This is a genomic window from Bacillus sp. JHAA (genome assembly GCF_036961585.1).
Taxonomy (GTDB): Bacteria; Bacillota; Bacilli; order Bacillales; family Bacillaceae; genus Bacillus; species Bacillus velezensis.
Genome location: NZ_JBAMDE010000003.1, coordinates 288,576 through 313,944, shown reverse-complemented (window position 1 = coordinate 313,944; position 25,369 = coordinate 288,576). Strand labels below are relative to the sequence as shown.

26 protein-coding genes are annotated in these 25,369 nt (G+C 46.7%); all 26 read right to left on the bottom strand.

Annotated features, from left to right (window positions below; genetic code table 11):
* Positions 1-15: 15 nt before the first annotated feature.
* Positions 16-1,323, bottom strand: coding sequence for an FADH(2)-oxidizing methylenetetrahydrofolate--tRNA-(uracil(54)-C(5))-methyltransferase TrmFO (trmFO, locus tag V7728_RS08945; RefSeq protein WP_032871468.1), 1,308 nt, complete (start codon positions 1,321-1,323; stop codon positions 16-18).
* A 64-nt stretch (positions 1,324-1,387) separates the two neighbouring features.
* The gene (gene topA / locus V7728_RS08940) at positions 1,388-3,463 is read right to left on the bottom strand and encodes a type I DNA topoisomerase (protein WP_007409771.1); all 2,076 of its coding nucleotides are present in this window, start codon (positions 3,461-3,463) and stop codon (positions 1,388-1,390) included.
* Between the two features lie 181 nt (positions 3,464-3,644).
* Positions 3,645-4,544, bottom strand: coding sequence for a DNA-processing protein DprA (dprA, locus tag V7728_RS08935; protein ID WP_043021080.1), 900 nt, complete (start codon positions 4,542-4,544; stop codon positions 3,645-3,647).
* Positions 4,545-4,609: 65 nt separating this feature from the next.
* On the bottom strand, positions 4,610-5,512 hold the full coding sequence (gene sucD / locus V7728_RS08930; protein ID WP_003154281.1) for a succinate--CoA ligase subunit alpha: 903 nt from the start codon (positions 5,510-5,512) through the stop codon (positions 4,610-4,612).
* Between the two features lie 28 nt (positions 5,513-5,540).
* The gene (gene sucC / locus V7728_RS08925) at positions 5,541-6,698 is read right to left on the bottom strand and encodes an ADP-forming succinate--CoA ligase subunit beta (RefSeq protein ID WP_099566738.1); all 1,158 of its coding nucleotides are present in this window, start codon (positions 6,696-6,698) and stop codon (positions 5,541-5,543) included.
* Positions 6,699-6,872: 174 nt separating this feature from the next.
* A complete protein-coding gene (locus V7728_RS08920; RefSeq protein WP_007409769.1) occupies positions 6,873-7,154 on the bottom strand; it encodes a FlhB-like flagellar biosynthesis protein in 282 nt (93 codons plus the stop codon).
* On the bottom strand, positions 7,151-8,854 hold the full coding sequence (locus V7728_RS08915; RefSeq protein WP_094032434.1) for a glycosyl transferase: 1,704 nt from the start codon (positions 8,852-8,854) through the stop codon (positions 7,151-7,153). Before V7728_RS08915 ends, V7728_RS08920 begins: the two co-directional genes overlap by 4 nt.
* Positions 8,855-8,870: 16 nt before the next feature.
* Positions 8,871-9,638 (bottom strand): ribonuclease HII, encoded by a 768-nt coding sequence (locus V7728_RS08910; protein ID WP_094032433.1) that lies wholly within the window; start codon positions 9,636-9,638, stop codon positions 8,871-8,873.
* A 72-nt stretch (positions 9,639-9,710) separates the two neighbouring features.
* A complete protein-coding gene (gene ylqF / locus V7728_RS08905; protein WP_007409766.1) occupies positions 9,711-10,559 on the bottom strand; it encodes a ribosome biogenesis GTPase YlqF in 849 nt (282 codons plus the stop codon).
* Positions 10,560-10,701: 142 nt separating this feature from the next.
* Positions 10,702-11,049: a 50S ribosomal protein L19 gene (gene rplS / locus V7728_RS08900; RefSeq protein WP_003154288.1), complete on the bottom strand. Its 348-nt coding sequence runs from the start codon at positions 11,047-11,049 to the stop codon at positions 10,702-10,704.
* A gap of 140 nt (positions 11,050-11,189) precedes the next feature.
* Positions 11,190-11,921: a tRNA (guanosine(37)-N1)-methyltransferase TrmD gene (trmD, locus tag V7728_RS08895; RefSeq protein WP_060675461.1), complete on the bottom strand. Its 732-nt coding sequence runs from the start codon at positions 11,919-11,921 to the stop codon at positions 11,190-11,192.
* The gene (rimM, locus tag V7728_RS08890; protein WP_003154290.1) at positions 11,918-12,442 is read right to left on the bottom strand and encodes a ribosome maturation factor RimM; all 525 of its coding nucleotides are present in this window, start codon (positions 12,440-12,442) and stop codon (positions 11,918-11,920) included. Before rimM ends, trmD begins: the two co-directional genes overlap by 4 nt.
* A gap of 4 nt (positions 12,443-12,446) precedes the next feature.
* Complete coding sequence (locus V7728_RS08885) at positions 12,447-12,833, bottom strand: YlqD family protein (protein ID WP_003154291.1); 387 nt, start codon at positions 12,831-12,833, stop codon at positions 12,447-12,449.
* Between the two features lie 90 nt (positions 12,834-12,923).
* Positions 12,924-13,169, bottom strand: coding sequence for a KH domain-containing protein (locus V7728_RS08880; RefSeq protein ID WP_007611392.1), 246 nt, complete (start codon positions 13,167-13,169; stop codon positions 12,924-12,926).
* On the bottom strand, positions 13,169-13,441 hold the full coding sequence (rpsP, locus tag V7728_RS08875; RefSeq protein ID WP_003154296.1) for a 30S ribosomal protein S16: 273 nt from the start codon (positions 13,439-13,441) through the stop codon (positions 13,169-13,171). Before rpsP ends, V7728_RS08880 begins: the two co-directional genes overlap by 1 nt.
* A gap of 105 nt (positions 13,442-13,546) precedes the next feature.
* Positions 13,547-14,887, bottom strand: coding sequence for a signal recognition particle protein (ffh, locus tag V7728_RS08870; RefSeq protein ID WP_025284722.1), 1,341 nt, complete (start codon positions 14,885-14,887; stop codon positions 13,547-13,549).
* A gap of 13 nt (positions 14,888-14,900) precedes the next feature.
* Positions 14,901-15,233 carry a putative DNA-binding protein gene (locus V7728_RS08865; RefSeq protein ID WP_003154299.1) on the bottom strand — a complete coding sequence of 111 codons (333 nt, stop codon included), beginning with the start codon at positions 15,231-15,233 and terminating at the stop codon, positions 14,901-14,903.
* A gap of 121 nt (positions 15,234-15,354) precedes the next feature.
* Positions 15,355-16,125: a phosphotransferase family protein gene (locus tag V7728_RS08860; RefSeq protein ID WP_072589091.1), complete on the bottom strand. Its 771-nt coding sequence runs from the start codon at positions 16,123-16,125 to the stop codon at positions 15,355-15,357.
* 83 nt (positions 16,126-16,208) lie between these two features.
* Positions 16,209-17,198: a signal recognition particle-docking protein FtsY gene (gene ftsY / locus V7728_RS08855; protein ID WP_025284720.1), complete on the bottom strand. Its 990-nt coding sequence runs from the start codon at positions 17,196-17,198 to the stop codon at positions 16,209-16,211.
* A gap of 19 nt (positions 17,199-17,217) precedes the next feature.
* Positions 17,218-20,778, bottom strand: a complete 3,561-nt coding sequence (gene smc / locus V7728_RS08850) for a chromosome segregation protein SMC (protein WP_069007005.1) — start codon at positions 20,776-20,778, stop codon at positions 17,218-17,220.
* Positions 20,779-20,879: 101 nt separating this feature from the next.
* Positions 20,880-21,629 carry a ribonuclease III gene (rncS, locus tag V7728_RS08845; protein WP_012117543.1) on the bottom strand — a complete coding sequence of 250 codons (750 nt, stop codon included), beginning with the start codon at positions 21,627-21,629 and terminating at the stop codon, positions 20,880-20,882.
* Positions 21,630-21,767: 138 nt separating this feature from the next.
* A complete protein-coding gene (acpP, locus tag V7728_RS08840; RefSeq protein ID WP_003154310.1) occupies positions 21,768-22,001 on the bottom strand; it encodes an acyl carrier protein in 234 nt (77 codons plus the stop codon).
* Between the two features lie 84 nt (positions 22,002-22,085).
* Positions 22,086-22,826, bottom strand: a complete 741-nt coding sequence (fabG, locus tag V7728_RS08835; protein ID WP_003154312.1) for a 3-oxoacyl-[acyl-carrier-protein] reductase — start codon at positions 22,824-22,826, stop codon at positions 22,086-22,088.
* Positions 22,819-23,772: an ACP S-malonyltransferase gene (fabD, locus tag V7728_RS08830; RefSeq protein ID WP_007409759.1), complete on the bottom strand. Its 954-nt coding sequence runs from the start codon at positions 23,770-23,772 to the stop codon at positions 22,819-22,821. The genes fabG and fabD overlap by 8 nt, the downstream gene beginning before the upstream one ends.
* A gap of 18 nt (positions 23,773-23,790) precedes the next feature.
* Positions 23,791-24,789: a phosphate acyltransferase PlsX gene (plsX, locus tag V7728_RS08825; protein WP_007409758.1), complete on the bottom strand. Its 999-nt coding sequence runs from the start codon at positions 24,787-24,789 to the stop codon at positions 23,791-23,793.
* A gap of 13 nt (positions 24,790-24,802) precedes the next feature.
* Positions 24,803-25,369 carry a transcription factor FapR gene (gene fapR / locus V7728_RS08820; RefSeq protein WP_003154320.1) on the bottom strand — a complete coding sequence of 189 codons (567 nt, stop codon included), beginning with the start codon at positions 25,367-25,369 and terminating at the stop codon, positions 24,803-24,805.

The window sequence follows — 25,369 nt, the reverse complement described above, 5'->3', positions numbered from 1 at the left end:
AGTTGCAATGAAAAGCTATATCGTTTTCGAAATAGTTTGAATAGTCTCAATTGCGCGTTTAGCGTATTCTTCATTTCGTTCTTTTTTGTTTTTAATTCTTACAGGCAATTCTTTTAAGAGGCCGAAGTTTGCATTCATCGGCTGGAAGTTCTTCTGATTTGTCGTCGTAATGTAGTGAGCCATGCTTCCTATCGCCGTCTCCTGCGGGAATGTCACAAGATCCTGACCGAGCACAAGTTTGGCGGCATTGATTCCCGCTACAAGACCTGAAGCGGCAGATTCAACATAACCCTCTACGCCGGTCATTTGGCCCGCGAAAAACAGATCGTTCCGCTGTTTAAATTGATATGTCGGATTCAAAAGGCTCGGCGAGTTGATAAATGTGTTTCTGTGCATGACGCCGTATCTGACGATATCAACATTTTCAAGACCGGGGATCAGTTTAAGCACTTCTTTTTGGTCTCCCCATTTTAAATGTGTCTGAAAACCTACAATATTATAAAGCGTTCCCGCCGCATCATCCTGTCTGAGCTGAACGACTGCATAAGGGCGCTTGCCTGTTTTCGGATCTTCCAGTCCGACCGGTTTCATCGGTCCGAACAGCATTGTTTTCTTGCCTCTTTTCGCCATGACTTCAATCGGCATGCAGCCTTCAAAGAAGATTTCTTTCTCGAATTCTTTTAAAGGTACCGTCTCAGCCGTCGTCAATGCTTCATAGAAACGGTCGAACTCTTCCTCTGTCATCGGGCAGTTTAAGTACGCCGCTTCTCCCTTGTCATAACGGGATTTTAAGTACACTTTCTCCATATCGAGGCTGTCTTTTTCGACAATCGGCGCCGCCGCGTCATAAAAATACAGATACTCTTCTCCCGTGAGCTCTTTCAGCTGCTGTGAAAGCGATTCTGACGTAAGCGGTCCGGTCGCGATAACAGTCGGGCCTTCCGGAATCTCTGTTACTTCCTCAGTAAGAACCGTTACGTTCGGATGGTTTTTCACGAGATCCGTCACGCTTTGCGCAAATTCATGACGGTCAACGGCAAGCGCTCCCCCGGCCGGAACCGAGCATTTATCAGCAGATTGAATGATTGCCGAGTCAAGGGCCCGCATTTCTTCTTTTAATACGCCTACCGCATTGGCGAGTGTATTTGAACGGAGGGAGTTGCTGCATACCAGTTCGGCGAATTTATCAGTATGATGGGCTGCCGTCTGCCTGACGGGCCGCATTTCATATAGTTTCACTTGAATTCCTCGTTTTGCAAGCTGCCATGCCGCTTCACTTCCGGCAAGGCCTGCTCCGATTACATTAACTGTTTGCTGGTTCATTTCTTTTCATCTCCTGTTGTTTGTCCCTTCCACACAAAGAAGGTGAGCAAGGCTCTGCTCACCGCTACTTCTGTGGTTCTTCCTTATAATCGCATTCGACGCATTGGACTTGTATGCCTTTTTTAAGCTTTTTCTCTACGAGCATATTTTCACATTTCGGGCATTTTCGTTCAATCGGTTTGTCCCAAGATACGAAGTCACATTCAGGATAACGGTCACAGCCGTAAAAGATGCGTTTCTTTTTTGATTTTCGTTCGACAATGTTTCCTTCATGGCACTTAGGGCATTTTACGCCGATTTGTTTGACAATCGGTTTTGTATTCCGGCAGTCAGGGAAATTGGAGCACGCCATAAATTTGCCGTATCGGCCCATTTTATAAACCATCCGGGAGCCGCATAACTCACAATCTTCATCGGCGTATTCAGGTTCAATTTCCACTTCTTTCATTTCGGCTTCCGCTTTTTTCACGCGTTTTTCGAAATCGGTATAGAAGCTGTCAATGATTTGAACCCATTCTGTCTGGCCATCTTCAACATGGTCAAGGTCTCTTTCCATTTTAGCCGTGAATTCAACGTTAATGATTTCCGGGAAAAACTCCATGATAAGATCCAGCACGATCTGCCCAAGCTCAGTCGGCACAAACCGTTTATTGTCTAATCCCACGTAACCGCGGCGCTGGATGGTGTCAAGAGTCGGCGCATATGTCGAAGGACGGCCGATCCCCAGTTCTTCAAGCGTTTTAACCAGGCGCGCCTCTGTATAACGCGGAGGCGGCTGAGTAAAGTGCTGCTCAGGCTCAATATCTTTCGATAAAACCGTGTCTCCCTCTTTAAGGTCCGGAAGCATGCGGTCTTTTTCTTCCAGCTGATCGTCTTTACCCTCTACATAGACTTTCATGAAGCCGGCGAATTTGACTTTACTTCCGTTTGCCCGGAATGTCAATCCGTTATTGCTGAGATCGACGCTCATCGTATCAAGGACGGCAGGGGCCATCTGGCTTGCAACAAAGCGCTCCCAAATCAGCTTGTATAATCTGAGCTGGTCTCTTCCAAGCACCGCTTTTAAGTCGGCAGGTTTTCTGAGCACCGAAGTCGGGCGGATCGCTTCGTGGGCATCTTGTGCGTTTTCATTTTTCTTTGCCGGTTTCCGTTTTCCCGCTAAGTACTCTTTTCCGTACGCCTGATCAATAAAAGCTGACGCTTCTTCAACGGCTGTATTGGAAATCCGCGTTGAGTCCGTTCTCATATACGTGATGAGCCCGACTGTCCCTTCTTTGCCGAGATCAATTCCTTCATATAATTGCTGCGCGATCATCATCGTTTTCTTCGCTCTGAAATTCAGCTTTCTTGCAGCCTCCTGCTGCAGAGTGGACGTTGTAAACGGCAGAGCGGGATTTCGTTTGCGCTCTTTTTTCGTAACCTTGTCAACTGTATACTTATTACCTTTCAGCTGAGCAAGGATGGCTTTTACGTCTTCTTCGCTTTTTAAAGGAAGCTTTTTGCCGTTTTTTCCGAAAAATCCGGCTTCAAACGTCTCTTTTCCCTTTAAAAATGAGCCGGTAATCGTCCAGTACTCTTCAGGTTTAAAGTCGTTGATTTCCTTTTCCCGGTCGATGATCAGCCGGAGTGCAACGGATTGCACACGGCCCGCACTGAGGCCTTTTTTTACTTTTTTCCAAAGAATCGGGCTGATTTTGTATCCGACGAGTCTGTCTAGTATGCGGCGCGCCTGCTGCGCATCGACAAGATCCATATTAATCATGCGCGGATGTTTAAATGATTCTTTAATGGCGTCTTTCGTTATTTCATTAAAGACGACCCGGCAGTCCGAGCTGAGATCCAGATCAAGACTGTGTGCGAGATGCCATGCAATCGCTTCCCCTTCTCTGTCGGGGTCGGCCGCGAGATAGACTTTTTTTGCTTTCTTTGCCGCTGTTTTTAATTCTTTTAAAACAGGGCCTTTTCCGCGGATCGTAATATATTTCGGTTCAAAGTTCTGTTCGATGTCAACTCCCATTTGACTTTTCGGAAGATCCCGGACATGTCCCATTGAAGCTTTGACTTTATATTTCTTCCCTAAATAACGTTCAATCGTTTTCGCCTTTGCCGGCGATTCCACGATGACTAGATAATCAGACATTTTCATCCCCCTCAAGAGGTGTTCTCTCTCTTTTCAAGTATCAATTCATTTTAGAGCTGCCTTTTTATGGCTTTCAACATTTCATTCTTTATGATGAACGTCATTTTATACATGAAAATAATGTGCAACTTTAAATCCTCACTATTATTAAATATTACAATACCGTTTGTCAAACGATATTTCAAAAGGGTTCCGTATACTGAACGCATCGGGCGGTCAGCTCTCCGTCAATATCCTCTGCGCATAATACAGCTTTCGCCCCTTCTTGAATGAGTTTTATAGGTCCTCCGGAATATGGATTAAATATGGAACCCGGAACGGCAAATACCTCTCTGCCTTGATCGAGAGCCTGGTAAGCTGTGATTAATGAACCGCTTTTTTCTTTTCCCTGCACGACCACAATTCCTTCACTTAATCCGCTGATTATGCGGTTTCTCATCGGAAAGTGCCATTTTTTCGGCTTTGTTTCAGGAGGATGTTCTGAGAGTAGGAGATGGTGTTCAGCCATGTATTCTGCTAACAGGAGATTTTCCCGGGGATAGATGTGATGGAATCCGCCCGCTATCACGCCGATCGTAAGCCCTTTTGCCCTGATGCTCGCCTTATGAGACAATCCGTCTATACCGGATGCAAGCCCGCTTACAATGACCCAGCCTTTTTTTGAGAGTTCGGCGGAAAGATGCCCAACCGCTTTTATTCCGTCTTCCGTCGGTTTCCGCGTTCCTACAATCCCGATTTTTCTGCCTTTTTCAAGAAGCAGCGGGTTCCCTTTTGCATACAAGACAGCCGGCGGATCATAAATCGCTTTAAGCCATGTTGGATAGCGGCTTGATGAAATCGGAATGGCAGTAATGCCTTCGCGGCGGTAATCGGACAGAACTTCATCAAGTTCCGGATCCTTGCGCTCTATTTCCCGAAAAATTGCTTCCGGGGCTGTTTTCCCTTCTGATAAAACAGTTAATGGATGCGGATCCGGTAAAAAAGACAGAGAATGATCAGCTTTCCACCATTTTAATAGAAGAGACGGGGAGATGATTTGATTAATACTGCAGACCATTAAACAGCGCGATGCTTGATCCAAATCTGGAAACCTCCTCTTTTTTTCAGCAAAAACAGGAACAGCCGTTACGGCTGCCCCTGCTTCGATCAGTGAGTTTTGCACGTTTCAAACAAGCCTTTTTCTTTTAACACCTTAATCAGCGTTTCACCCATTACAGAAGGGGTTTCCGCGACTTCAATTCCGCAGGCGTTCATCGTTTTGACTTTTTCTTCTGCCGTGCCTTTTCCTCCGGAGATGATGGCGCCCGCATGGCCCATGCGTTTTCCCGGAGGCGCGGTTTTACCGCCGATAAAGCCGACAACAGGCTTCGTCATGTTCGCTTTCACCCACTCAGCCGCTTCTTCTTCAGCTGTTCCGCCGATTTCTCCGATCATGATGACGGCATGTGTTTCAGGATCTTCATTGAACGCTTTTAACACGTCAATAAAGTTCGTGCCGTTGACCGGATCGCCGCCGATCCCTACAGCGGTAGATTGGCCTACGCCGGCTTCTGAAAGCTGATGGACGGCCTCGTATGTCAATGTTCCTGAACGGGACACAACGCCTACATGACCCTTTTTATGAATGTATCCCGGCATAATGCCGATCTTGCATTCTTCAGGTGTAATAACACCAGGGCAGTTCGGCCCTATTAATCTCGTTTTCTTGCCTTCCATAAAGCGCTTCACTTTCACCATGTCCAAAACCGGAATGTGCTCAGTGATACAAATGACAAGATCAATTTCCGCGTCAACCGCTTCCATAATTGCGTCCGCCGCAAACGGAGCCGGCACGTAAATAACTGACGCATCTGCGCCCGTTGTATGAACCGCTTCTGCGACCGTATTGAATACCGGTACGCCTTCCGCTTCCGTTCCGCCTTTTCCAGGTGTTACACCGCCAACGATATTCGTGCCGTATTCCAGCATCTGCTTTGTATGAAATAAAGCGGTAGAACCTGTAATCCCCTGTACAATAACTCTTGTATCTTTATTGATAAAAACACTCATTATCTGGTCCCCTGCCTTTCATTCTTTCCTAAACTAAGGATACTATTTTCTGTGCGCCGTCTGCCATTGATTCCGCAGATGTGATGTTTAAGCCTGATTCATTCAGGATTTTCTTTCCTAAATCTACGTTTGTCCCTTCAAGGCGCACGACCAGCGGCAATGTCAATCCGACTTGTCTCGTCGCTTCAACAACGCCCTCGGCGATGACATCACACTTCATGATGCCTCCGAAAATATTGACGAAAATTCCTTTTACGTTTTGATCGGAAAGAATGATTTTAAAAGCTTCCGTAACTTTTTCTGCGGTTGCGCCGCCCCCGACATCAAGGAAGTTTGCAGGTTCTCCGCCGTAGTGTTTAATGATATCCATTGTAGACATTGCAAGACCCGCGCCGTTTACCATGCAGCCGATATTTCCATCAAGGGAAATGTAGCTTAAATCGTATTTTGACGCTTCGATTTCTTTCGGATCTTCTTCATCTAAATCTCTGTATTCCATAATGTCTTTTTGTCTGTATAACGCATTGCTGTCGAAGTTCAGCTTAGCATCCAGCGCCATGACGTTTCCGTCCCCCGTAACGACGAGAGGGTTGATCTCGGCGATGGAGCAGTCCTTCTCAACAAATGCTTTATATAAACCGAGCATAAATTTAGCGGCTTTGCCGACAAGCTCTTTCGGGATGTTAATTGCGAATGCAATTTCCCTTGCCTGATAGCCCTGAAGGCCGACAGCCGGATCAATTACCGCTTTTTTAATTTTTTCAGGTGTTTTTTCCGCTACTTCTTCAATCTCCGTTCCGCCTTCTTCAGACGCCATTAAAACGATTCTTGAAGTAGCGCGGTCAAGTACAAGCCCGACATAGTATTCCTTTTTAATATCGCAGCCTTCTTCAATAAGTAAGCGTTTTATTACTTGTCCGTCCGGACCCGTTTGATGTGTGACGAGCGTCTTGCCTAACAGTTCTTCGGCATACTCTTTCACTTCATCTTTTGTTTTTGCAATCTTTACCCCACCAGCTTTGCCGCGGCCGCCAGCATGGATTTGCGCCTTTACGACATAAACCGAGCTTGACAGGCCCTCTGCTTTTTCAACTGCTTCCTCTGCTGTAAAAGCCACTTTACCTTCAGGAACAGACACCCCGTATTTTCTGAGGACTTCTTTTCCCTGGTACTCATGGATATTCATTTCCCATCCTCCTAACTTATGTAGCAAAACTAAAAATAGACTGCGCTTTCATTCTATATAATACTGGAAGAATTGTCTAGGGTTCAAAACAAAATCTTTATATCCTTCCAAACATTCTAACTTTTATTTTATTGAAAATATAAATTTAAACGGAGTCCGGGAAATGAATGGTCCTTATTTTTCGTTTTTCAGGGTTTCGTCCAGTCTGTAAACAAATGAAAAAATTTCGGCAACGGTTTCATAAAGCGCCTCCGGTATCTGATCGTCAACCGTCAAATGGCGCATTAATTCGACAAGGGTTCGGTCTTCCTGAATGGGGACCCCAGCCTTCTCAGCTTCTTTTATAATATTTTCCGCCACGTGCCCCCTGCCTGTTGCGACAACCTTCGGGGCTTGGTCTTTCTGCCGGTCGTAATGCAGGGCGACAGCTCTTCTTAACGGCGTTTGCTCTTTCATATTTTCACATCCACTTTTCTTCCGCCGTCTTTTTCTATAAACTCTTCCACAAGAGCGCTCTGGTCTTTCGGGCGCCGTTTTTTAGCCGTGACGCCTGACAGGCTGAAGCCCGTTTCTTTTACAGCTTCTTTTAAAGCCGGTACGAGAGGGTCGATGGCCGCCTGAAGCTCAAAATCAGTCTCAACCGTAATGGTCATTACATTTTGCTGAATCATGCAGTCCACAACGGTTTCTTGCAGTGTTTCAAGATGCAGCAAAAACAGGAGCCTGCAATGTGACGGGTCGAGTTTTCCGTCCGGCTTCTTCCGTCCTTTAAAGAGAACTGTGATGTCATTCTCATACGCGGACGCTCCCAGCGGAAATGACAACACCATCTGCGTAAAAGAAGGATTATGCTGCTCAATAAACAGCTGGCCGTTTAATTTATGAATAAGCGGTTCCGCCTCTTGTTTAACGGATTGGGGCGCCTCTTGAAGCGTCCGGACGGCTTGGAGGGCTGTTTTCAGCGCTTGTTTCTCCGGCTGCGGAGATACGCCTTTTTCAAGCGCTGTAATGAATGATAATTCATCACGCGTGCCCAGTCCTTTTTTGATTTTCTGCAAAAGGCTTAATACATCATGTTTTTCTGCATATTTCAATTCGGTGAGCTGAGCGGCTTTTTCAAAAACAGCCGCCTCCTGTTCTGTCAGATGTGCGTTTTGAAGAACAGGTGCTGTTTTAAATGTTTTTTCTTGAGAAATGAAAGCCTTAATGATCTCCGCCGTTACTTTTACGGGACGGTTTTCAGTTTTTTCTGCCGATGTCATTAATTTCTCTATAATCTGTTTTGCCGTTTTTTCAGGCAGTTCCGGATGTGTGCGTGCACTCGGAGGAGAAGGCTGGCTTGAGACTGCCTTTCCGTTTTCACGAGTCTCTCGGACAAATGGTGATTGTTTTGATTCCGTCCGTTCTCCTTCATCCATCAGCCCGGTTTCTGAGAGCGGCATGCGTGCAGCCTCGGCAAGCTTCTTCAGGAGACGTTCTGCATGAAGATCCGTTTCCGCGTTTAACACGTCAGAAACCGCCTCTTTGAGCACAGACAGCTCTTTTGCCGATTGCGGAGCCTGATTGATTGCCTGAAGCAGTCCTGAGAGGAGACGCCGGGTCGGAACCGGATATTTAACAGCATGAATGGCTGACAAGACTTCCGGATGTGCGGGCAGTTCCCGTTTCAGCGCAAATACGATTGTTTCCGCCGCTTTTTTCAATTCGGCGGCCGGAAACGATTCAGCCCAGCGGATGCAAGCTTTGAGGCTGTTTTCCGTCATCGGCAGCTTCTGCTGCATAAACGTTTCGGCAATCTGCAGAGACACAGGGCCTGGTTTGACAGAAAGAGCGTTTAACAGTCTTCCCGCCGCTTCCTGAACGGTTTTCGGGCTTCCTTCGAATTGGTCAATTACATGAAGCCGGCCCGTTTTTTCCGCCGGCTGTTTGTCATAAGAAAACCAGTAATACGCCTGCGGACGAAGGGGGGTTTCAAGTTTTCCCTGCATCGTCCGGCCGCCGATTTGGATAAGAGCGCTTTGATCGTCCAGCAAACGGAGAACCTTCCCTAACAGCAGCCTTTGAGCGCCGCTGTCTTTACCGCCGTCTTGCCGGTCCGGAGGGATTTCCGCCGTCAGCTGTCTGAAAGCCGCTTGGATTTCGCCGCTTATGTTCATGTCTTAAGCCTCTTTTCTAACAATAAGATTGAACGGGAGCGAACGTTTTTCGGTGAATAGTTGTCGGTCCGTATGCCTGAAGAGCTTCAAGATGTTCTTTCGTTCCGTAGCCTTTATTTTTTTCAAAGCCGTACAGGGGGTAGGTTTTGGCGTACTCAGCCATGAGACGGTCCCGCGTTACTTTTGCGATGCAGGCTCCGGCGGCAATTGACACGCTTTTGGCATCCCCTTTTATAACTGATGACTGCGGAATGTCAAGCGGAAGGGTCATGGCATCAACAAGCAGATAATCAGGTGTTTCCGTTAAAGCATTGACGGCTTTTACCATCGCCAGTCTCGCGGCCTCATAAATGTTGATCCGGTCAATGACGTCCGCATGGACAATGCCGACTCCTACAGCCGCCGCTTCTTCCGTGATCCGGCTGTAATACTCCTCGAGCTTCTTTTCAGACAATTTCTTCGAGTCCGTGAGACCGAGAATCTCGCATTCTGCCGGCAAAATGACGGCGCCGGCGACAACCGGTCCGGCAAGCGGCCCTCTTCCGGCTTCGTCAACACCCGCAATCAGGCGGAAGCCCTTTTTGGATGACAGTCTTTCGTATGCCGTCATGTTCAGCCATTGCTCTTTAAGAGCTTTTTCCTTCGCGTGCTTTTTCAGCCATTGCTCTAAAAGCGTCTGTACGCTTTTTCTCGGGTCTTTCTCACATTGGGCAAGGAAGGGGTCGCTTTCGTCCCTGACCTCTTGCAGGCGTTCTTTTACGCTTTTTACGGTTAATGTATTCACGTTCTCTTCTCCCTTACATTATGTATATCGGTATTCTGCGGAAAAAATAAAGACCCGCATCGCTGCGCGTCTTTATTCTGATGGTGTTTCAAATGAAAGCCTGCCGAATTTTTCCGTCCGGATGTCCCGAATGATGACTTCCGTTGTTTTATCATAGTCAACCATTCCGCCGCCCATCAAACAGCCGCGTTTTTCACCGATCGCGTCGAAAAGAGCGGCGATATCCTCAGGGATTTCCTGAAGTCCGTAGCGCTCCTTCAAGCGGTCGGGATAATGCTCTTCCAGAAAGCGCAGCCCGAAGACGGCCACATCCTGCAGGTTGATAATCGTATCTTTAATCGCCCCGGTGATCGCCAGACGCAAGCCGACAAGCTCATCTTCAAATTTAGGCCATAAAATTCCCGGTGTATCGAGCAGCTCTAATTCCTTGCCTACCTTTACCCACTGCTGTGAAGTGGTAATGCCGGGCCTGTCTCCCGTCTTGGCAATGTTTTTTTTGGCCAGCCGGTTAATGAGCGTAGACTTGCCGACATTCGGAATGCCGATGATTAATGCGCGGATTGCTCTTGGCCTAACACCTTTTGCTTTCATTTTATCGAACTTATCTTTCAGCAGCTCTTTTGAGGACGGCACGATTTGATGCAGTCCCTGCCCGTTAACGGAGTTTATTGAAAGAGAGGGAATGCCCTGTTCCTGAAAGTGGTCCTTCCACTGGGCAGTCACAGCCGCATCCGCCTTATCGGCTTTATTTAAAAGCATAATGCGCGGCTTATTTTTTAAAATCTCCTCAATCATCGGATTTCTCGATGACATCGGGATTCTCGCATCCACCAATTCGTATACGATATCAATTAATTTCAGTTTTTCTGTTACTTCCCGTCTCGCTTTAGCCATATGGCCTGGGAACCATTGAATGGTCATGTGACTTCGACACCTGCCTTATTTACCGGAACCGGATGTTCCGATGATCTCTTATGTATTTTACGTTGCTTGTTCTGCTTTTACAAATTTCATATAAAAAAAGAGCCTGTTACGGGTAACAAGCTCTTTTCGTTCGTTATCATTATCGTCTGATTTCTTTAATACGAGCCGCTTTTCCGCGAAGTTCACGCAGGTAGTAAAGCTTAGCGCGACGTACTTTACCGTAACGTACAACTTCGATTTTCGCGATTTTTGGTGTGTGTACAGGGAATGTACGTTCAACGCCAACACCGTAAGAAATCTTACGAACTGTGAACGTTTCGCTGATTCCACCACCACGACGCTTGATCACAACACCTTCGAAGATCTGGATACGCTCACGGTTACCCTCAACAACTTTTACGTGTACACGTAAAGTGTCACCAGGACGGAACGCAGGAAGATCAGTGCGAAGCTGTTCTTTTGTGATATCTTGAATTAGTTTTTGCATCGTTTTCAACTCCTTCCAACAGATGCTCTTGGCCACAACTGCAAGGCACAGCGGAACATCGTTTTCAAGCTTCTGAAGGATAAGCCTCCTTAAGCCACAAGTAGTATCTTATCATATCTTCATCGCCTGCGCAATAGAATCTATTCGTTTTCCCACTCGGAAATCCATTTTCTTTGCTCATCAGTGAGAGGATAGTTTTCAAGAAGATCGGGACGTCTTAAAAAGGTTCTTCTGATTGATTCTTTATTGCGCCATTCTTGTATTTTGGCATGGTTGCCCGACAAAAGGGTCTCAGGCACTTTTAAGCCTCTATAATCTGCAGGCCTCGTATAGTGCGGATGCTCTAAAAGCCCCGTGCTGAAGGAATCCTCCACGTGGGATGCTTCTTTTCCGAGGACGCCCGGCAAAAGCCTGACAACGCTGTCGGCAATCATCATGGCAGGGAGCTCTCCCCCGGTCAGCACAAAATCCCCGATGGAGATTTCATCAGTGACAAGATGTTCCCGGATCCGTTCATCATACCCTTCATAATGTCCGCAAATAAACATGAGATGTTCCTCTTGTGCCAGCTCCTCGGCTTTCTTCTGCGTATAACGCTCACCTTGCGGGCAGACGAGAATAATGCGCGGCTTGGCGTCCGTACCGGCTGTCAGCTTTTCAACCGCATCAAATACAGGCTGCGGCTTTAACACCATCCCGGCTCCCCCGCCGTACGGGTAATCATCAACCGTTTGGTGTTTATTATCCGAAAAAGCCCGGAAATTGATGACGTCAAAACGGACAGCCTCTTTTTCCTGTGCTTTTTGCAGAATGGAGGAGCCGAGCACCCCTTGAAACATTTCGGGAAACAGTGTTAAAAAGTCGATTTTCATTCGTCTATTAACCCTTCCATTACATGAATCTTAATTTTCTTCTCATTTATATTAATATCCTTTACCACAGAAGCAATATACGGAATGAGCGCATCTTTTTTGCCTTTTCTTGCAACCACCCATACGTCATTAGCCCCTGGCGTCAAGATTTCCTTCACTGTGCCGATCAGTTCCCCGTCTTCTGACACAACCTCGCAGCCGATGATCTCATGAAAATAAAATTCATCTTCTTCAAGCTCTCCCAAGTCTTCTTCAGGGACTTTGATCACCATGTTTCTTAGGTGTTCGACTTCATTGAGACTCGGCATTTCTTTGAATTGCAGCAGGTGAAACTGCTTGTGAAGCCTGTGGGCGCTTACCGTTACTTTGATTGGCTCCGCAGCCCCTTCCGCAAACAAATAGAGCGTATTGCCGGGCTTGTACCGTTCTTCGGCAAAGTCCGTTTTAGAAATGACCCGCACTTCGCCTTTAATGCCGTGGGTATTTACAATTTTGCCTACATTAAACCATCTGTTTGTCATATTATCACCTCGGGCGGATTTCAATTACTACCCCGTCTTTTATGACGATGGTATTTGCCGCTGTTTTTTCATGCCAGTTATCACCGACATTGATTGAAAGCAGCGCATCGATCTCCTTTTCCTTCACTTCGCTTCCAAGCGGGAGCGACTCTGTCTGGCTTATTTGGAAATCGATCATTTTGATTTTGTCTTGTCTTTTCTCAATGGCTTTTTTAAAAGATTCCGCTACATCGGGATTCTGCTGATCTTTTTCATGTTTTCTAAGCTGAAAATAGAGCTGGCTGCATTCTCGTTCAAGCGTTTGCTTTTTTTCTGCAAAAGAGGCCAAAAGCTTTTCCTTGCTTTGCTCGGTCAGAACCTGCATAACGGTTACCCTGTGAATAATCTGCATAGGACCAGACTCCCCACTCTTCCAACATATTTCTGTTCATTTGCCTTTTTTACGTGTAAAAAAAGGGGAGGTGCCGGCCCTCTCCCTTTTTCAGTCAAATATTTCAAATTGAACTTTCTTAGAAGACTGTGCGCCAGCTGCAAAAACGACGGTTCGAATCGCTCTTGCAGTCCGGCCTTGCTTTCCGATAATCTTACCGGTATCTGACTTATTGACAGATAAGCGCAGCGCAATCTTTTGATCAGTCTCTTCCTTTGTGACCGTTATGTCTTCCGGATGGTCGACAAGCGGAGCCACAATGCTGACAATCAAATCTTCCAAGTTCTGATCAGTCATTACTTGCCTTGTTTAGCGTTGTGGAATTTTTCCATAATTCCTTGGCTTGAGAACAAGTTGCGGACTGTATCAGAAGGTTTAGCTCCTGTTTGAAGCCATTTAAGAGCAAGCTCTTCGTTGATTTTCACTTCAGCCGGCTTTGCAACCGGGTTGTATGTGCCGACTGTTTCGATGAAACGGCCGTCACGCGGTGAACGAGAATCTGCTACAACAATACGATAGAAAGGAGATTTTTTTGCTCCCATACGTTTTAAACGAATTTTTACTGCCATTTTACTAGCACCTCCGAAAATATTTCAACAAGATAGTATATTAACAATGATAAAAGTGTTTGTAAAGTGTTTTTTCTTAACAACGGTTTTATCATGTATAACCGATTACATAAAAGGTAATTTAAAGCCTTTTTTCTTCCCTTTTGTCATGTTGGTCATCTGCTTCATCATTTTTTTCATTTCCTCAAACTGCTTTAAAAGACGGTTGACTTCCTGAACGGATGTTCCGCTTCCTTTGGCAATCCGCTTCCGCCGGCTGGCGTTAATGACATCCGGCTGTTCTTTTTCAAGAACAGTCATTGATTTAATGATCGCTTCCACATGATTCAGCTGTTTTTCATCGACTTGGATGTTTTTTAAGCCTTTCATTTTGCCTGCGCCGGGCATCATTTGCAGCAGTTCGTCAAGAGGCCCCATGTTTCGGACCTGGCCGAGCTGCTCCAGAAAATCATCCAATGTGAAGCTCATCGTTCTCATTTTCTGCTCAAGCTCTTTGGCTTTGTCTTCATCAACAGTCGCCTGAGCTTTTTCAATCAAGGTCAGCACGTCACCCATTCCGAGAATCCGGGATGCCATCCGTTCAGGATGGAACGCTTCAAGAGCATCGAGCTTTTCTCCCATTCCGGCGAATTTAATCGGCGTTTCGGTGACCGCGCGGATAGAAAGCGCCGCACCTCCGCGGGTATCCCCGTCAAGCTTTGTTAAAATGACACCCGTTAAACCGAGCTGGTCATTAAAGCTTTTGGCGACGTTTACCGCATCCTGACCGGTCATTGAGTCGACGACAAGGAAAATTTCCTCAGGATTTGCGACTTCCTTTACGCCGGAGAGCTCATCCATCAGTTCATGATCGATGTGCAGCCGTCCGGCGGTGTCTAAAATCACATAATCATGATGCTCTTCCTTCGCTTTTTCAATCGCCTGTCTGGCAATTTCCACCGGGCTGACCTGATCGCCAAGCGAAAAGACCGGCATATCAAGCTGTTTCCCCAGGGTTTCCAGCTGTTTAATCGCGGCGGGGCGGTAAATATCCGCAGCCACGAGCAGCGGTTTGCGGTTATGTTTTTTGCGCAGCAGGTTGGCAAGCTTCCCCGTGGTTGTCGTTTTACCGGCACCTTGGAGCCCGACCATCATAATAACGGTCGGCGGGCGTTTGGCGACGGCAATTTTGCTTTCTTCGCCGCCCATCAGCTCGGTAAGCTCTTCTTTTACGACTTTAATAACCTGCTGACCGGGTGTCAGACTCTGCATAACGTCCTGTCCGACAGCCCGTTCACTTACTTTTTTCACAAAATCCTTTACGACTTTAAAGTTAACGTCAGCCTCAAGAAGCGCAAGACGAACTTCACGCATCATCTCTTTTACGTCTTGTTCGCTGACTTTTCCTTTTCCGCGGATTTTTGAAATCGTCTTTTGCAGTCGGTCGGCTAATCCTTCAAATGCCATTGTTTGCCGCCTCCTAATCTAATTTCTCAAGCGCTTCAATCAGAGCCGTCATTTTTTCCTCTTCCTGCAACCCGGAAGCAAGCTCTTTCAGCTTTGTAAACATTTCTTTACGCTCCTGAAACTTTTTAAAAAGGAGCAGTTTTTCTTCATATTGTTCAAGCATCGCTTCAGTCCGTTTGATGTTATCGTAAACGGCTTGCCTTGAAACGTCATACTCTTCGGCTATTTCACCAAGGGAGAAATCGTCCAGATAATAAAGCGACATATAGCTCTTTTGTTTTGACGTCAGCAACGACTGATAGAAGTCAAATAAATAGTTCATTCTCGTCGTTTTTTCGAGCGACATTTGAGCTCTCCCCTTTGTTAAGTCAAATCCCTTTACAAAAACTTAGTTTACATGGTTTCAGAGCGTGTGTCAAGTTTTTATCTTGTCAAAGCATGATGCTCTTTTTACATAATAAGTTTTTTCAAAAAAATTCATATAGACCGTCGTTAAAATACTCGAATTCTTGTTTTGATACACGATAGCGGCAATAGCCTTCGTAAAAAGCATTGAGGCATGCTTCATTTGTGACAAAATGACTGATCGCTAATGATTCATCATATCGCGGATCTCCCGCCGATATTCCCGCAGCATCGATAAACAGATAGACCTCTCCGTCTTTCACCAGCACATTATCAGTCGTGCAGTCACCGTGTATCATTGTCTGCTGAACAGGAACAGGCCTGTACCTGTCCAATTCCTTCAAAAGCTCTGCACTTCCTTCAGCCTGTCCTTTTTTGACATATTCCCCGGCTCGTTTGATTTGCAGATCGAGCCAGTCTGATTCCGGCTGTAAACCAGGGACCATTTCGGTTTCATGCAGACGTTGCAGAAACTGGCCGAAACTTTTGATCAGCTTTTTCTTTTCAGTATCCCCTTTTGCTTTTCTTAAAGCCGAAGTCAGGGTGATTCCATCCTCAAATGACATGATGATATGGCTGGCATGCTGTTCCTGTATCATCCCATAATAAATAGGAACAGGCAGACGACGAGTTTCCGTCAGTTTTTGTAAAACGAAGGCTTCTCTCATTAACCATTCCCGATACTTCTGTTGAAAAGAACTTTTCAGCAGAAATGCGTCTTGGCCGGCCACTATTTTTCGAACGGTTGAAGTGCCTCCCTGTTCATCCAGCAGCGACATATGGTTTATCGCTCCGACCTTACTTTCCAATTCAGCTTTCAGCCATTTGTCCAACAATTGCCCCCTCCATTCCGATCTATCAATGCGTATAAAAAAACGAGTATAAAACCGTCCATTTTATACTCGTTTTTTATTCATTAATCCTCGGCTTTTTCAACTAAATCAGAAAAGAGACCGTATACGTAAGATTCTGCATCAAACCGCTGGAGATCGTCAACCTTTTCTCCGAGGCCGACCAGTTTCACGGGGATGTGAAGCTCATTGCGGATCGCCAGGACGATACCGCCTTTTGCGGTGCCGTCAAGCTTCGTTAACGCGATACCCGTCACATTCGTCGCTTTGGAGAATTCTTTCGCCTGCGCCATCGCATTTTGGCCTGTCGTCGCGTCCAGCGCAAGGAGAACCTCATGCGGAGCCTCAGGCACTTCGCGTTCGATGACGCGTTTGACTTTTTCAAGCTCTTTCATTAAGTTTACTTTATTCTGAAGGCGGCCGGCCGTATCACAAATCAGCACATCCGCTCCTCTTGCTTTAGCCGCGTGTACGGCATCATAAATAACCGCAGCAGGGTCGCTTCCGGCAGCCTGTTTAATGACAGGCACGCCTGTACGCTCCCCCCACACTTCAAGCTGTTCAATCGCCCCGGCTCTGAAGGTGTCTCCGGCAGCGAGCACAACGGATTTGCCTTCATTCTTCAGCTTATGGGCAAGTTTTCCGATCGTTGTCGTTTTTCCGACGCCGTTTACCCCGACAAGCAGAATAACGTTCAGGCGCCCCTCCTGAATATTTAATTCAGAAATCTGTTCGTCGCCGCTGTTATAAATGTCGACAAGCTTTTCAGAAATGACGGACTGCACTTCCTGAGGATCCTGGATGTTTTTCAGCTTCACTTCTTTTTTGAGCTCATCAATCAGCTCCATAACGGTTGTAAAACCTACGTCAGCGCCAATCAGCACTTCCTCAAGCTCCTCGAAGAAATCCTCGTCGACTTTTCGGTAGCGGGAGACGAGTTCGTTCACTTTATTTGAGAAGGAATTTCTTGTTTTTTCAAGACCATCTTTAAATTTTTCAGAGACGGAGTCTGTCTGTTTCGTGATTTTCTCTTTTAATTTTTTAAAAAAGCTCATCTTTCAACCTCTTTCCTCGTTACTGAACGAATTCTTTTGTTTCTTCCAGTTTGACCGAAACCATTCGGGAAACGCCGGATTCCTGCATCGTAACACCGTAGAGGACATCCGCTTCTTCCATGGTGCCTTTTCTGTGGGTGATGACGATAAACTGGCTGTCGCCGCTGTATTTTTTTAAATATTGCGCAAACCTGAATACATTGGCTTCATCAAGCGCAGCTTCCACTTCATCAAGGACGCAGAACGGCACGGGCCTTACTTTCAGAATGGAGAATAAAAGGGCAATGGCAGTCAGCGCCCGTTCTCCCCCTGACAAAAGATTTAAGTTTTGCAGTTTTTTGCCCGGAGGCTGCGCGATAATGTCCACCCCGGAGTTAAGAAGATCATTCGGATCAGTCAGCTTCAGTTCAGCCCGTCCTCCTCCGAATAAAGAACGGAACACGTCGTTGAATTGAGAACGGATCTGGATAAACGTTTCATGGAATCGCTTCGTCATTTCAGAATCCATTTCTTCAATGACTTGAAACAGTGTGTTTTTCGCTTCCGTCAGGTCATTTTTCTGCTCTGTTAAAAACTGATACCGTTCGTTTACTCTTTCAAATTCATCGATGCTGCCGAGATTGACCGTTCCGAGCTCTTCAATTGAAAGCTTGATCAGTTTGACCCGTTTTCTCGCCTCTTCAGGCTCGAGTTCGAGCTGATATTGTTCTTTTGCCCCTTCAAAGGATAAGCTGTATTCCTCGCGTAAATACTGCAAGAGATTATCAAGCTCAACTTCCATCCGGCCGAGTTTTACCTCTTCATCTTTCAGAATGTCTGTTTTTTGCTTATACAGACGCTTCATCTCTTTCAGTTCAAGCTCGTTCGTATCAAGAGCCCGCTGGAGCTTCACCCGCTGGTCGCGCCGGCTGGCGATCAATTCGATCGTTCTCGTTTTATCGTGAAGCTTGTGATGGGCTGCTTTTTCAAGCTGCTCCTCACCGCTTGTGCTGGACGTCATCTCTGAGGTCAGGAGGCTTAAATCTTCCCGTGTTTCTTTCAGAGCGAGCTGCGTTTCTTCAAGCTCTTTTTTCAGCCGTTTGAGGTTGTCTTCTTCACTCGAACACGCCTGTTCTTTTTTCGCAGCAGCCACTTTACATTCCGTCAGTTCATGAGAGAGCGTTTCTTTTGTTGAGGATAGGGTCTGCTTTTGTTTTGTCAGCCTTTCCATCTCTTCCTCAAGCTCTTTCAGCTGGCCGGATGCCTCACTCAGCTGTTCTTCCAGAGCTGATTTGCGCGTCTCTTTTTCCCGGCTGCTTTCGGTCAGTGATGCTTTCTCCTGATCGTAAAGCTCCAGATGGGTATTGATGTTCTTTTCAGCGACTTCGAGTTCATACAGCCTGCCTTTTACATCCTGCTGCTTTGTTCTGAAAGCTTCACCGTCTTCACGGAGACCGCTCAGCGTATGTTCAAGCTCTTGAATGGCCTGCTTCAGCGTTTTGACCTCTTTTTCGAGCAAAGCTGTTTTTTCTTCCATTTCGGCAAGCCGCGCAGTCACCGTCTCAAGCTCACGGCTTCTGCCGAGCAGAGAATTGTTTTTCTTTTTGACCGCGCCGCCTGTCATTGATCCGCCTGGATTGACGACATCGCCCTCAAGCGTCACGATGCGGTAGCGGTGCCCGAGAAGCTTGGCCAGTTCATTCGCACCTTTTAAATCTTCAGTGATCAGCACGGTGCCGAGAAGGTTTTGAATGACATTCCGATACGCGGCATCATATGTGACAAGCCCGCTCGCTGTGCCGAGGAAAGACGGATGCTTCTGAGCCGTCTGTTCATCACGGGTTTGGAGCTGGCGCGGTTTCATAACCGTAAGCGGCAGGAACGTCGCGCGGCCGAAGGAATTCTGTTTTAAATATTGAATCGCTTTCCGCGCCGCCTGCTCGTCGTCTGTGACAACGTGCTGCGCCGCTGCGCCGAGTGCAATCTCGATCGCCGTTTCATACTTTTGTTCGGTGGCAATCAGTTCGAGAACGGCGCCGCGGATGCCGCCGAGCTTCTCTTTCTGCTTCAGCACTTCTTTTACGCCTTGGTAAAATCCTGAAAAATCGCCTTGCATCGTTTCAAGCATATCTTTTTTGGATCTGGCCTGCTGGACGAATTGATATGCCTGATACAGCGCAGATTCTTTCTTTTCATATTGGCGTTTTTTCTGTTCATATGCTGTCTGGACTTCGCGAAAGCGGACGACCTGATTGTGAATATCCTCTTCAACGGCAGCCAATTCTTCTTCGCACGTCGCTTTGCGGACTGCAATATCGTTACGTTCTTCAAGATATTTTTCATTGTTTGCGGTCAGTCTCGCCTGCTGGACCGCAGATTGGGACATCTGGTCATCTAAAAGCTGCAGCTCGTTGCGAATCGACGCCTGGCTGTTTAACAATTCAAAGTAATCGCTTTTTAATTGTTCAATTTTCTCTTCTACATTTTCATTATGCAGACTGAGAGCCTGCTGCTTTTCTTTCACTTGGGCGTTTAACCGCTTCACTTCCGCACGCAGCTTATCATAGACGGCAGACTGTTTTTCAATGTCGGCTTTCAGTTCGGCTTCTTTGTTCGTGTAATGTGTAACGGATTCCTCAAGCTGTTCCCGGTTTTGCGCGGCATTTTTTTTGCGCTCTTTCAGCACTTCTTTCCGGCCTTCCAGCTTTTCCAGCTCTTCACTTGTCACGAGCAGAACCTGCTGCAGTTCGTTGACGGATTCATCAAGCGCGTGGATTTTATCTCTCGTCTCTTCTATCATCGCTTCTTTTGCGGATAGAGCCGATGATTCCGCCAATTCTTCTTCTTTAGCAGCCTGCACCTTGTCTTTTAAACCCGACCATCTGCCATGCAGTTGTTCGATGTCAAAGGCGGTAAGGGCAATTTCGACATGCTCAAGCTCTTTCTTTTTTTCTAAGTAGTCTTTGGCGATTGATGCCTGGATTTTCAGCGGTTCGACCTGATCTTCAAGCTCATGGAGAATATCTTCCACCCTGTTTAAGTTATCCTGCGTCTCAAACAGCTTGTTTTCCGCTTTTTTCTTTCTTGTTTTATATTTCAGCACGCCGGCCGCTTCTTCAAAAATACTGCGGCGGTCTTCCGCTTTGCTGCTGAGAATCTCTTCGACTTTCCCCTGGCTGATAATAGAGAATGCTTCTTTTCCGAGCCCGGAGTCCATAAATAAGTCAATGATGTCTTTCAAACGGCACTGCTGATTGTTGATGAGAAATTCACTCTCTCCGGAACGGTACACCCGTCTCGTCACGCTGACTTCGTGGTAATCGATCGGGAGAAAATGATCTTCATTATCAAGCGTTAACGTGACTTCGGCAAGGTTCAGCCGCTTGCGCGAATCACTTCCCGCAAAAATGATATCTTCCATTTTTCCGCCCCGAAGCGAGCGGGCTGATTGTTCGCCGAGCACCCAGCGGATGGCTTCGGTAATGTTGCTCTTTCCGCTGCCGTTCGGACCGACAACGGCCGTGACGCCTTTTACAAAGTCAACGGATATCCGTTCTGCAAATGATTTAAATCCTATAACGTCTAAACGTTTGAGGAACATCCCAGATCCTCCTTATCGTATAAGTATCTCAATATTATCATAATCACCCGCTTATATCAGGCGCAGACATACTGAAATCCCCCTAGGGAAACAGGGGGATTTTATTGTTTCGTATGATGTTTTTGCATTTTCGCAAGAGCTTCCTGTGCCGCATGCTGCTCGGCTTCTTTTTTGGAACGTCCGTTCCCGATACCGAGCGCCTCACCTTTAAGAGAGACAAGCGCCTCGAATTCCCGGTTGTGGGCAGGCCCTTTTTCATTGAGAATTTTGTACTCAAGCGATCCTTTTCCGTCCCGCTGTACAAATTCTTGAAGCTGGCTTTTGAAATCCATCACATGAGAAAAAGCACCATCGTTTATTTTAGGGAACACGTACACTTTCAGGAATTGCTGAACCGGGTCAAGGCCCTGATCCAGATACAGTGCGCCGATAAACGCTTCAAACACATCCGCTAAAAGCGCAGGACGCTTTCTGCCGCCCGTCATTTCTTCTCCTTTTCCCAAGAGAACAAGATCGCCGAATGACAATTCATGGGCAAGTGAGACGAGTGACGGCTCGCATACGATAGCGGCTCTCAGCTTCGTCAAATCTCCTTCACTCATGGCCGGATATTTGGCAAATAAGAATTGGGAGATCGTCAGTTCCAAAACAGCGTCACCTAAAAATTCAAGCCTTTCATTGTCTTCATACGGCTTTTTCCGATGCTCATTCACATAAGATGAATGTGTAAATGCTTGATACAAAAGTTTCTCGTTTTGAAAATGAACCGAAATCCGTTCTTGGAACTCTTTAAATTGCTCTATTTTTTTATAGAACTTTTTTTTATCTTTAAAATGTGAGTGTTTTGACATAGTAACCTCCATAGGCACATCAGGTTCACCGCGCTCCCCGCCGTAAACGGGATCGGCAGCGCGTACAGCGTCAGACGCCGGTAACCGAACGATTAAAGGGCTAAAGCCCCGCTGTCAGGCGGGACTTTTAGCATCAGCTTATTGCTGGTTTTGTATGTAGTTCACAGCGTCGCCGACTGTTGCAATCTTTTCAGCATCTTCGTCAGAAATCTCCATATCAAACTCGTCTTCAAGTTCCATAACAAGCTCAACTACATCTAGGGAATCAGCACCTAAGTCTTCCTTGAAAGAAGCTTCAAGTTTGACGTCAGCTTCATCAACGCCAAGGCGGTCTACGATGATTTTCGTTACACGCTCTAATGTATCTGCCATAGCAATTCACCTCCCCTCAAGTATTATAGAGGATTCGTTTTTAAAAAACTAGAGAAACTAGGATGAAATTTTAAAAACAAATCTTTACATCACCATTCCGCCGTCAATATGAAGGGTTTGGCCCGTCATATAACGCGATCCTTCAGAAGCAAGGAACGTAACAACGCTGCTGATATCGGAAGGATCACCGAAACGCGCGAGCGGAATCTGCTTCAGCATTTCATCTTGGACTTCTTTAGAAAGCTTGTCCGTCATATCCGTGGAAATAAAGCCCGGAGCAATGGCATTGACCGTAATATTTCGGCTCGCAAGCTCTTTGGCTGATGACTTCGTTAAGCCGATTACACCGGCTTTTGCCGCCACGTAGTTTGCCTGGCCGGGGTTTCCGCTGACGCCGACGATTGATGATACGTTGATAATCCGGCCGGACCGCTGTTTCATCATCTGTCTTGTCACGGCTTTCGTGCAGTTGAATACACCTTTTAGGTTAATGTTAATGACATCATCCCATTCATTTTCTTTCATTCTCATCAGAAGATTGTCTTTTGTGATCCCCGCATTGTTCACGAGAATGTCGATTGAAGAAAATGCAGCGACAGCCTCTTTCATCATGTTTTGTACTTCTTCGGAATTTGATACATCGGCTTTTACCGCGATCGCGTTTCGGCCCAAAGATTTGATTTCATCTACGACTTCGTTCGCTTTCGCTTCATTCCCGGAGTAGTTGACTACTACGTTACAGCCGTTTTTCGCAAGATCAAGCGCGATCGCCCGCCCGATTCCGCGAGACGCTCCCGTTACCACTGCTGTTTTTTCATTAAGCATCCTGATTCTCCTCCTTCAGCGTTTGAATCGCCAGTTCGATGGTTTCATGGTCAGAAACCGCGATTGTTTTAAGGCGGCGGTTCACTTTTTTCACAAGGCCTGAAAGCACTTTTCCCGGCCCGATTTCAACAAACGTCGTGACGCCTTCGTCAATCAGTTTGTTAATGGTTTCTTCAAAGCGAACAGGTGAGTACAGCTGTTCGATCAGTTTTTTCTTGATATCGTCTTTTTCTGTCATAACGTCAGCCGAAACGTTTGAAATCACGGGAACAGCCGCATTTTTTAACTCACAGGCGCTGAGCACCTCCTCGAGTTTTTGCGCTGCCGGCTTCATTAATTCAGAATGGAACGGTCCGCTTACTTCTAATGGGATTGCCCGTTTTGCTCCGTTGTTTTTCGCTTCCTCTGAAGCCAGCTCCACACCTTTTGCCGTTCCGGAAATTACGATCTGGCCGGGGCAGTTCAAGTTTGCAAGCTGTACGAGATGACCGTTTTCCGTCACTTGATCCGTCACCTTTTTCAATGACTCCGCATCCATGCCGAGAATAGCGGCCATGGCGCCTTCTCCGGCCGGCACGGCTTCATTCATGAATTCTCCCCGTTTTCTTACCGTGTAAACGGCATCTTTAAATGTCATCGCTCCCGCCGCAACAAGCGCCGAATATTCTCCGAGGCTGTGGCCGGCGGTGAAATCAGGGGTGATACCGGATTCTTTAAACTTTTCCAATACGGCGATGCTCGTTGTCAACAGTGCAGGCTGCGCATTGTATGTAAGGGTTAATTCTTCGGCGTCACCTTCAAAAATGAGCGAGCTCAGCTTTGTTTCAAGCGTTTCATCCGCTTCATCAAAAATACGTTTTGACGCTTCTTCGCGTTCGTACAGGTCTTTTCCCATACCGATATATTGTGATCCCTGTCCGGGAAATAAAAATGCAATCTTACTCATGATGCGGTAACCTCCAGACTACTCATCTGTTTTTTCTTCTTTTACTTCTTCTTCTATAAATGCGGCCACGTTTTGGCTGACCATTTCTCTCGCCTGGCGCAGCGCATGGTAAACAGCGCGTGCGTCAGAAGAGCCGTGCGCTTTAACGACGGGCGCTTTCAAACCGAAAAGACTCGCCCCGCCGTACTCAGAATAGTCCATTTTCAGTTTCATTTCCATCAGCTTCGGCTTCAGCACTCCAGCTGCGAGCTTAGAAACAAAACTTGAAGTCAGTGTATCTTTCAGCATTTTGAAAATCGATAACGCTGAACCTTCCAATGTTTTCAACGTGACGTTGCCCGTAAAGCCGTCTGTGACGATGACGTCAGCAGCGCCTTCGAGCAAGTCTCTCGCCTCAACGTTTCCGACAAAATTCACGTTTGTTTCTTTTAATAGTTCAAACGTCTTTTTTGTCAGGTCGTTTCCTTTCTTTTCTTCCGTGCCGACATTTAACAATCCGACGCGGGGCGAGCTGATTCCGAGAACCTGCCGGGCATATACAGATCCCATAATTCCGTACTGGACGAGATGCTCCGGTTTGGCATCGACATTGGCTCCCACGTCCAAAAGAAGGAAACCGTCGCCTGAAACGGTCGGAAGCGTCGGCGCAAGCGCAGGCCGGTCGATTCCTTTAATTCTGCCGACGATAAACAGTCCCGCTGTCATGAGTGCACCCGTATTCCCCGCTGAGATGCAGGCGTCCGCTCTGTTTTCAGCCACTTCCTGCGCCATCAGCACCATAGAAGAGTTTTTCTTTCTGCGTACGGCGCGGACCGGTTCATCCGTCGGTTCAATCACTTCATCGGCGTGCAACACAGTGATGCGGTCTGATGTTGTTGGCAAGTGTGATTCTATCGTTGTCTTGTCACCGACCAGCGTAATATGAAGATCGTCAAATGCCTCAATACTCTTCATTACTCCGTCAATAACAGCTTTGGGTGCGTTGTCGCCTCCCATTGCATCTACAGCTATTCTCATGCATGCTCCACCTTTATGATTGTTTTGAACGGTACATGTCAAAGCTGCCGGAGAACACGACTTCTTCTCCCACATAGCTGTTGACTTCAACTACCGTTCTGCCTTTTTCTTTTTCGACTGCCGTCACTTTGGCTTTCGCAACGACGCGCTCGCCTTCTTTCACCTGTCTTGTAAAGCGGATATTTGCGCTTGCGGTCAGCGCCAGCTCATCATCAATGACGGCTACGGCGAGTGAGTTCGCCTGCGCAAACAAATGATGCCCCCGCGCAATTTGATTGCGGCTGAAGACATGCTCGCGTCTTACTTCTAATATGGAAATGGCCTGGCCGTCAAGCTCCAGATCAATAATTTCACCGATCACTTCGTCTAAAGACAGTGATTTCACTTCATCATCAAGCGTTTGTTCTGCCACGTTTTTAATTCTTTCCCTCAGCTCCGGTATTGAGAGCTCTAAGCGGTCTAAACGGATCGTCTGAATGCTGACGCCGAATTTCCCCGCTAATTCTTCATCTGTGATGAAGGGTGTCGATTTGATCGTCTGCTGCAATAATTTTTGGCGTTCTTTCTTGCTTCTTCTCAT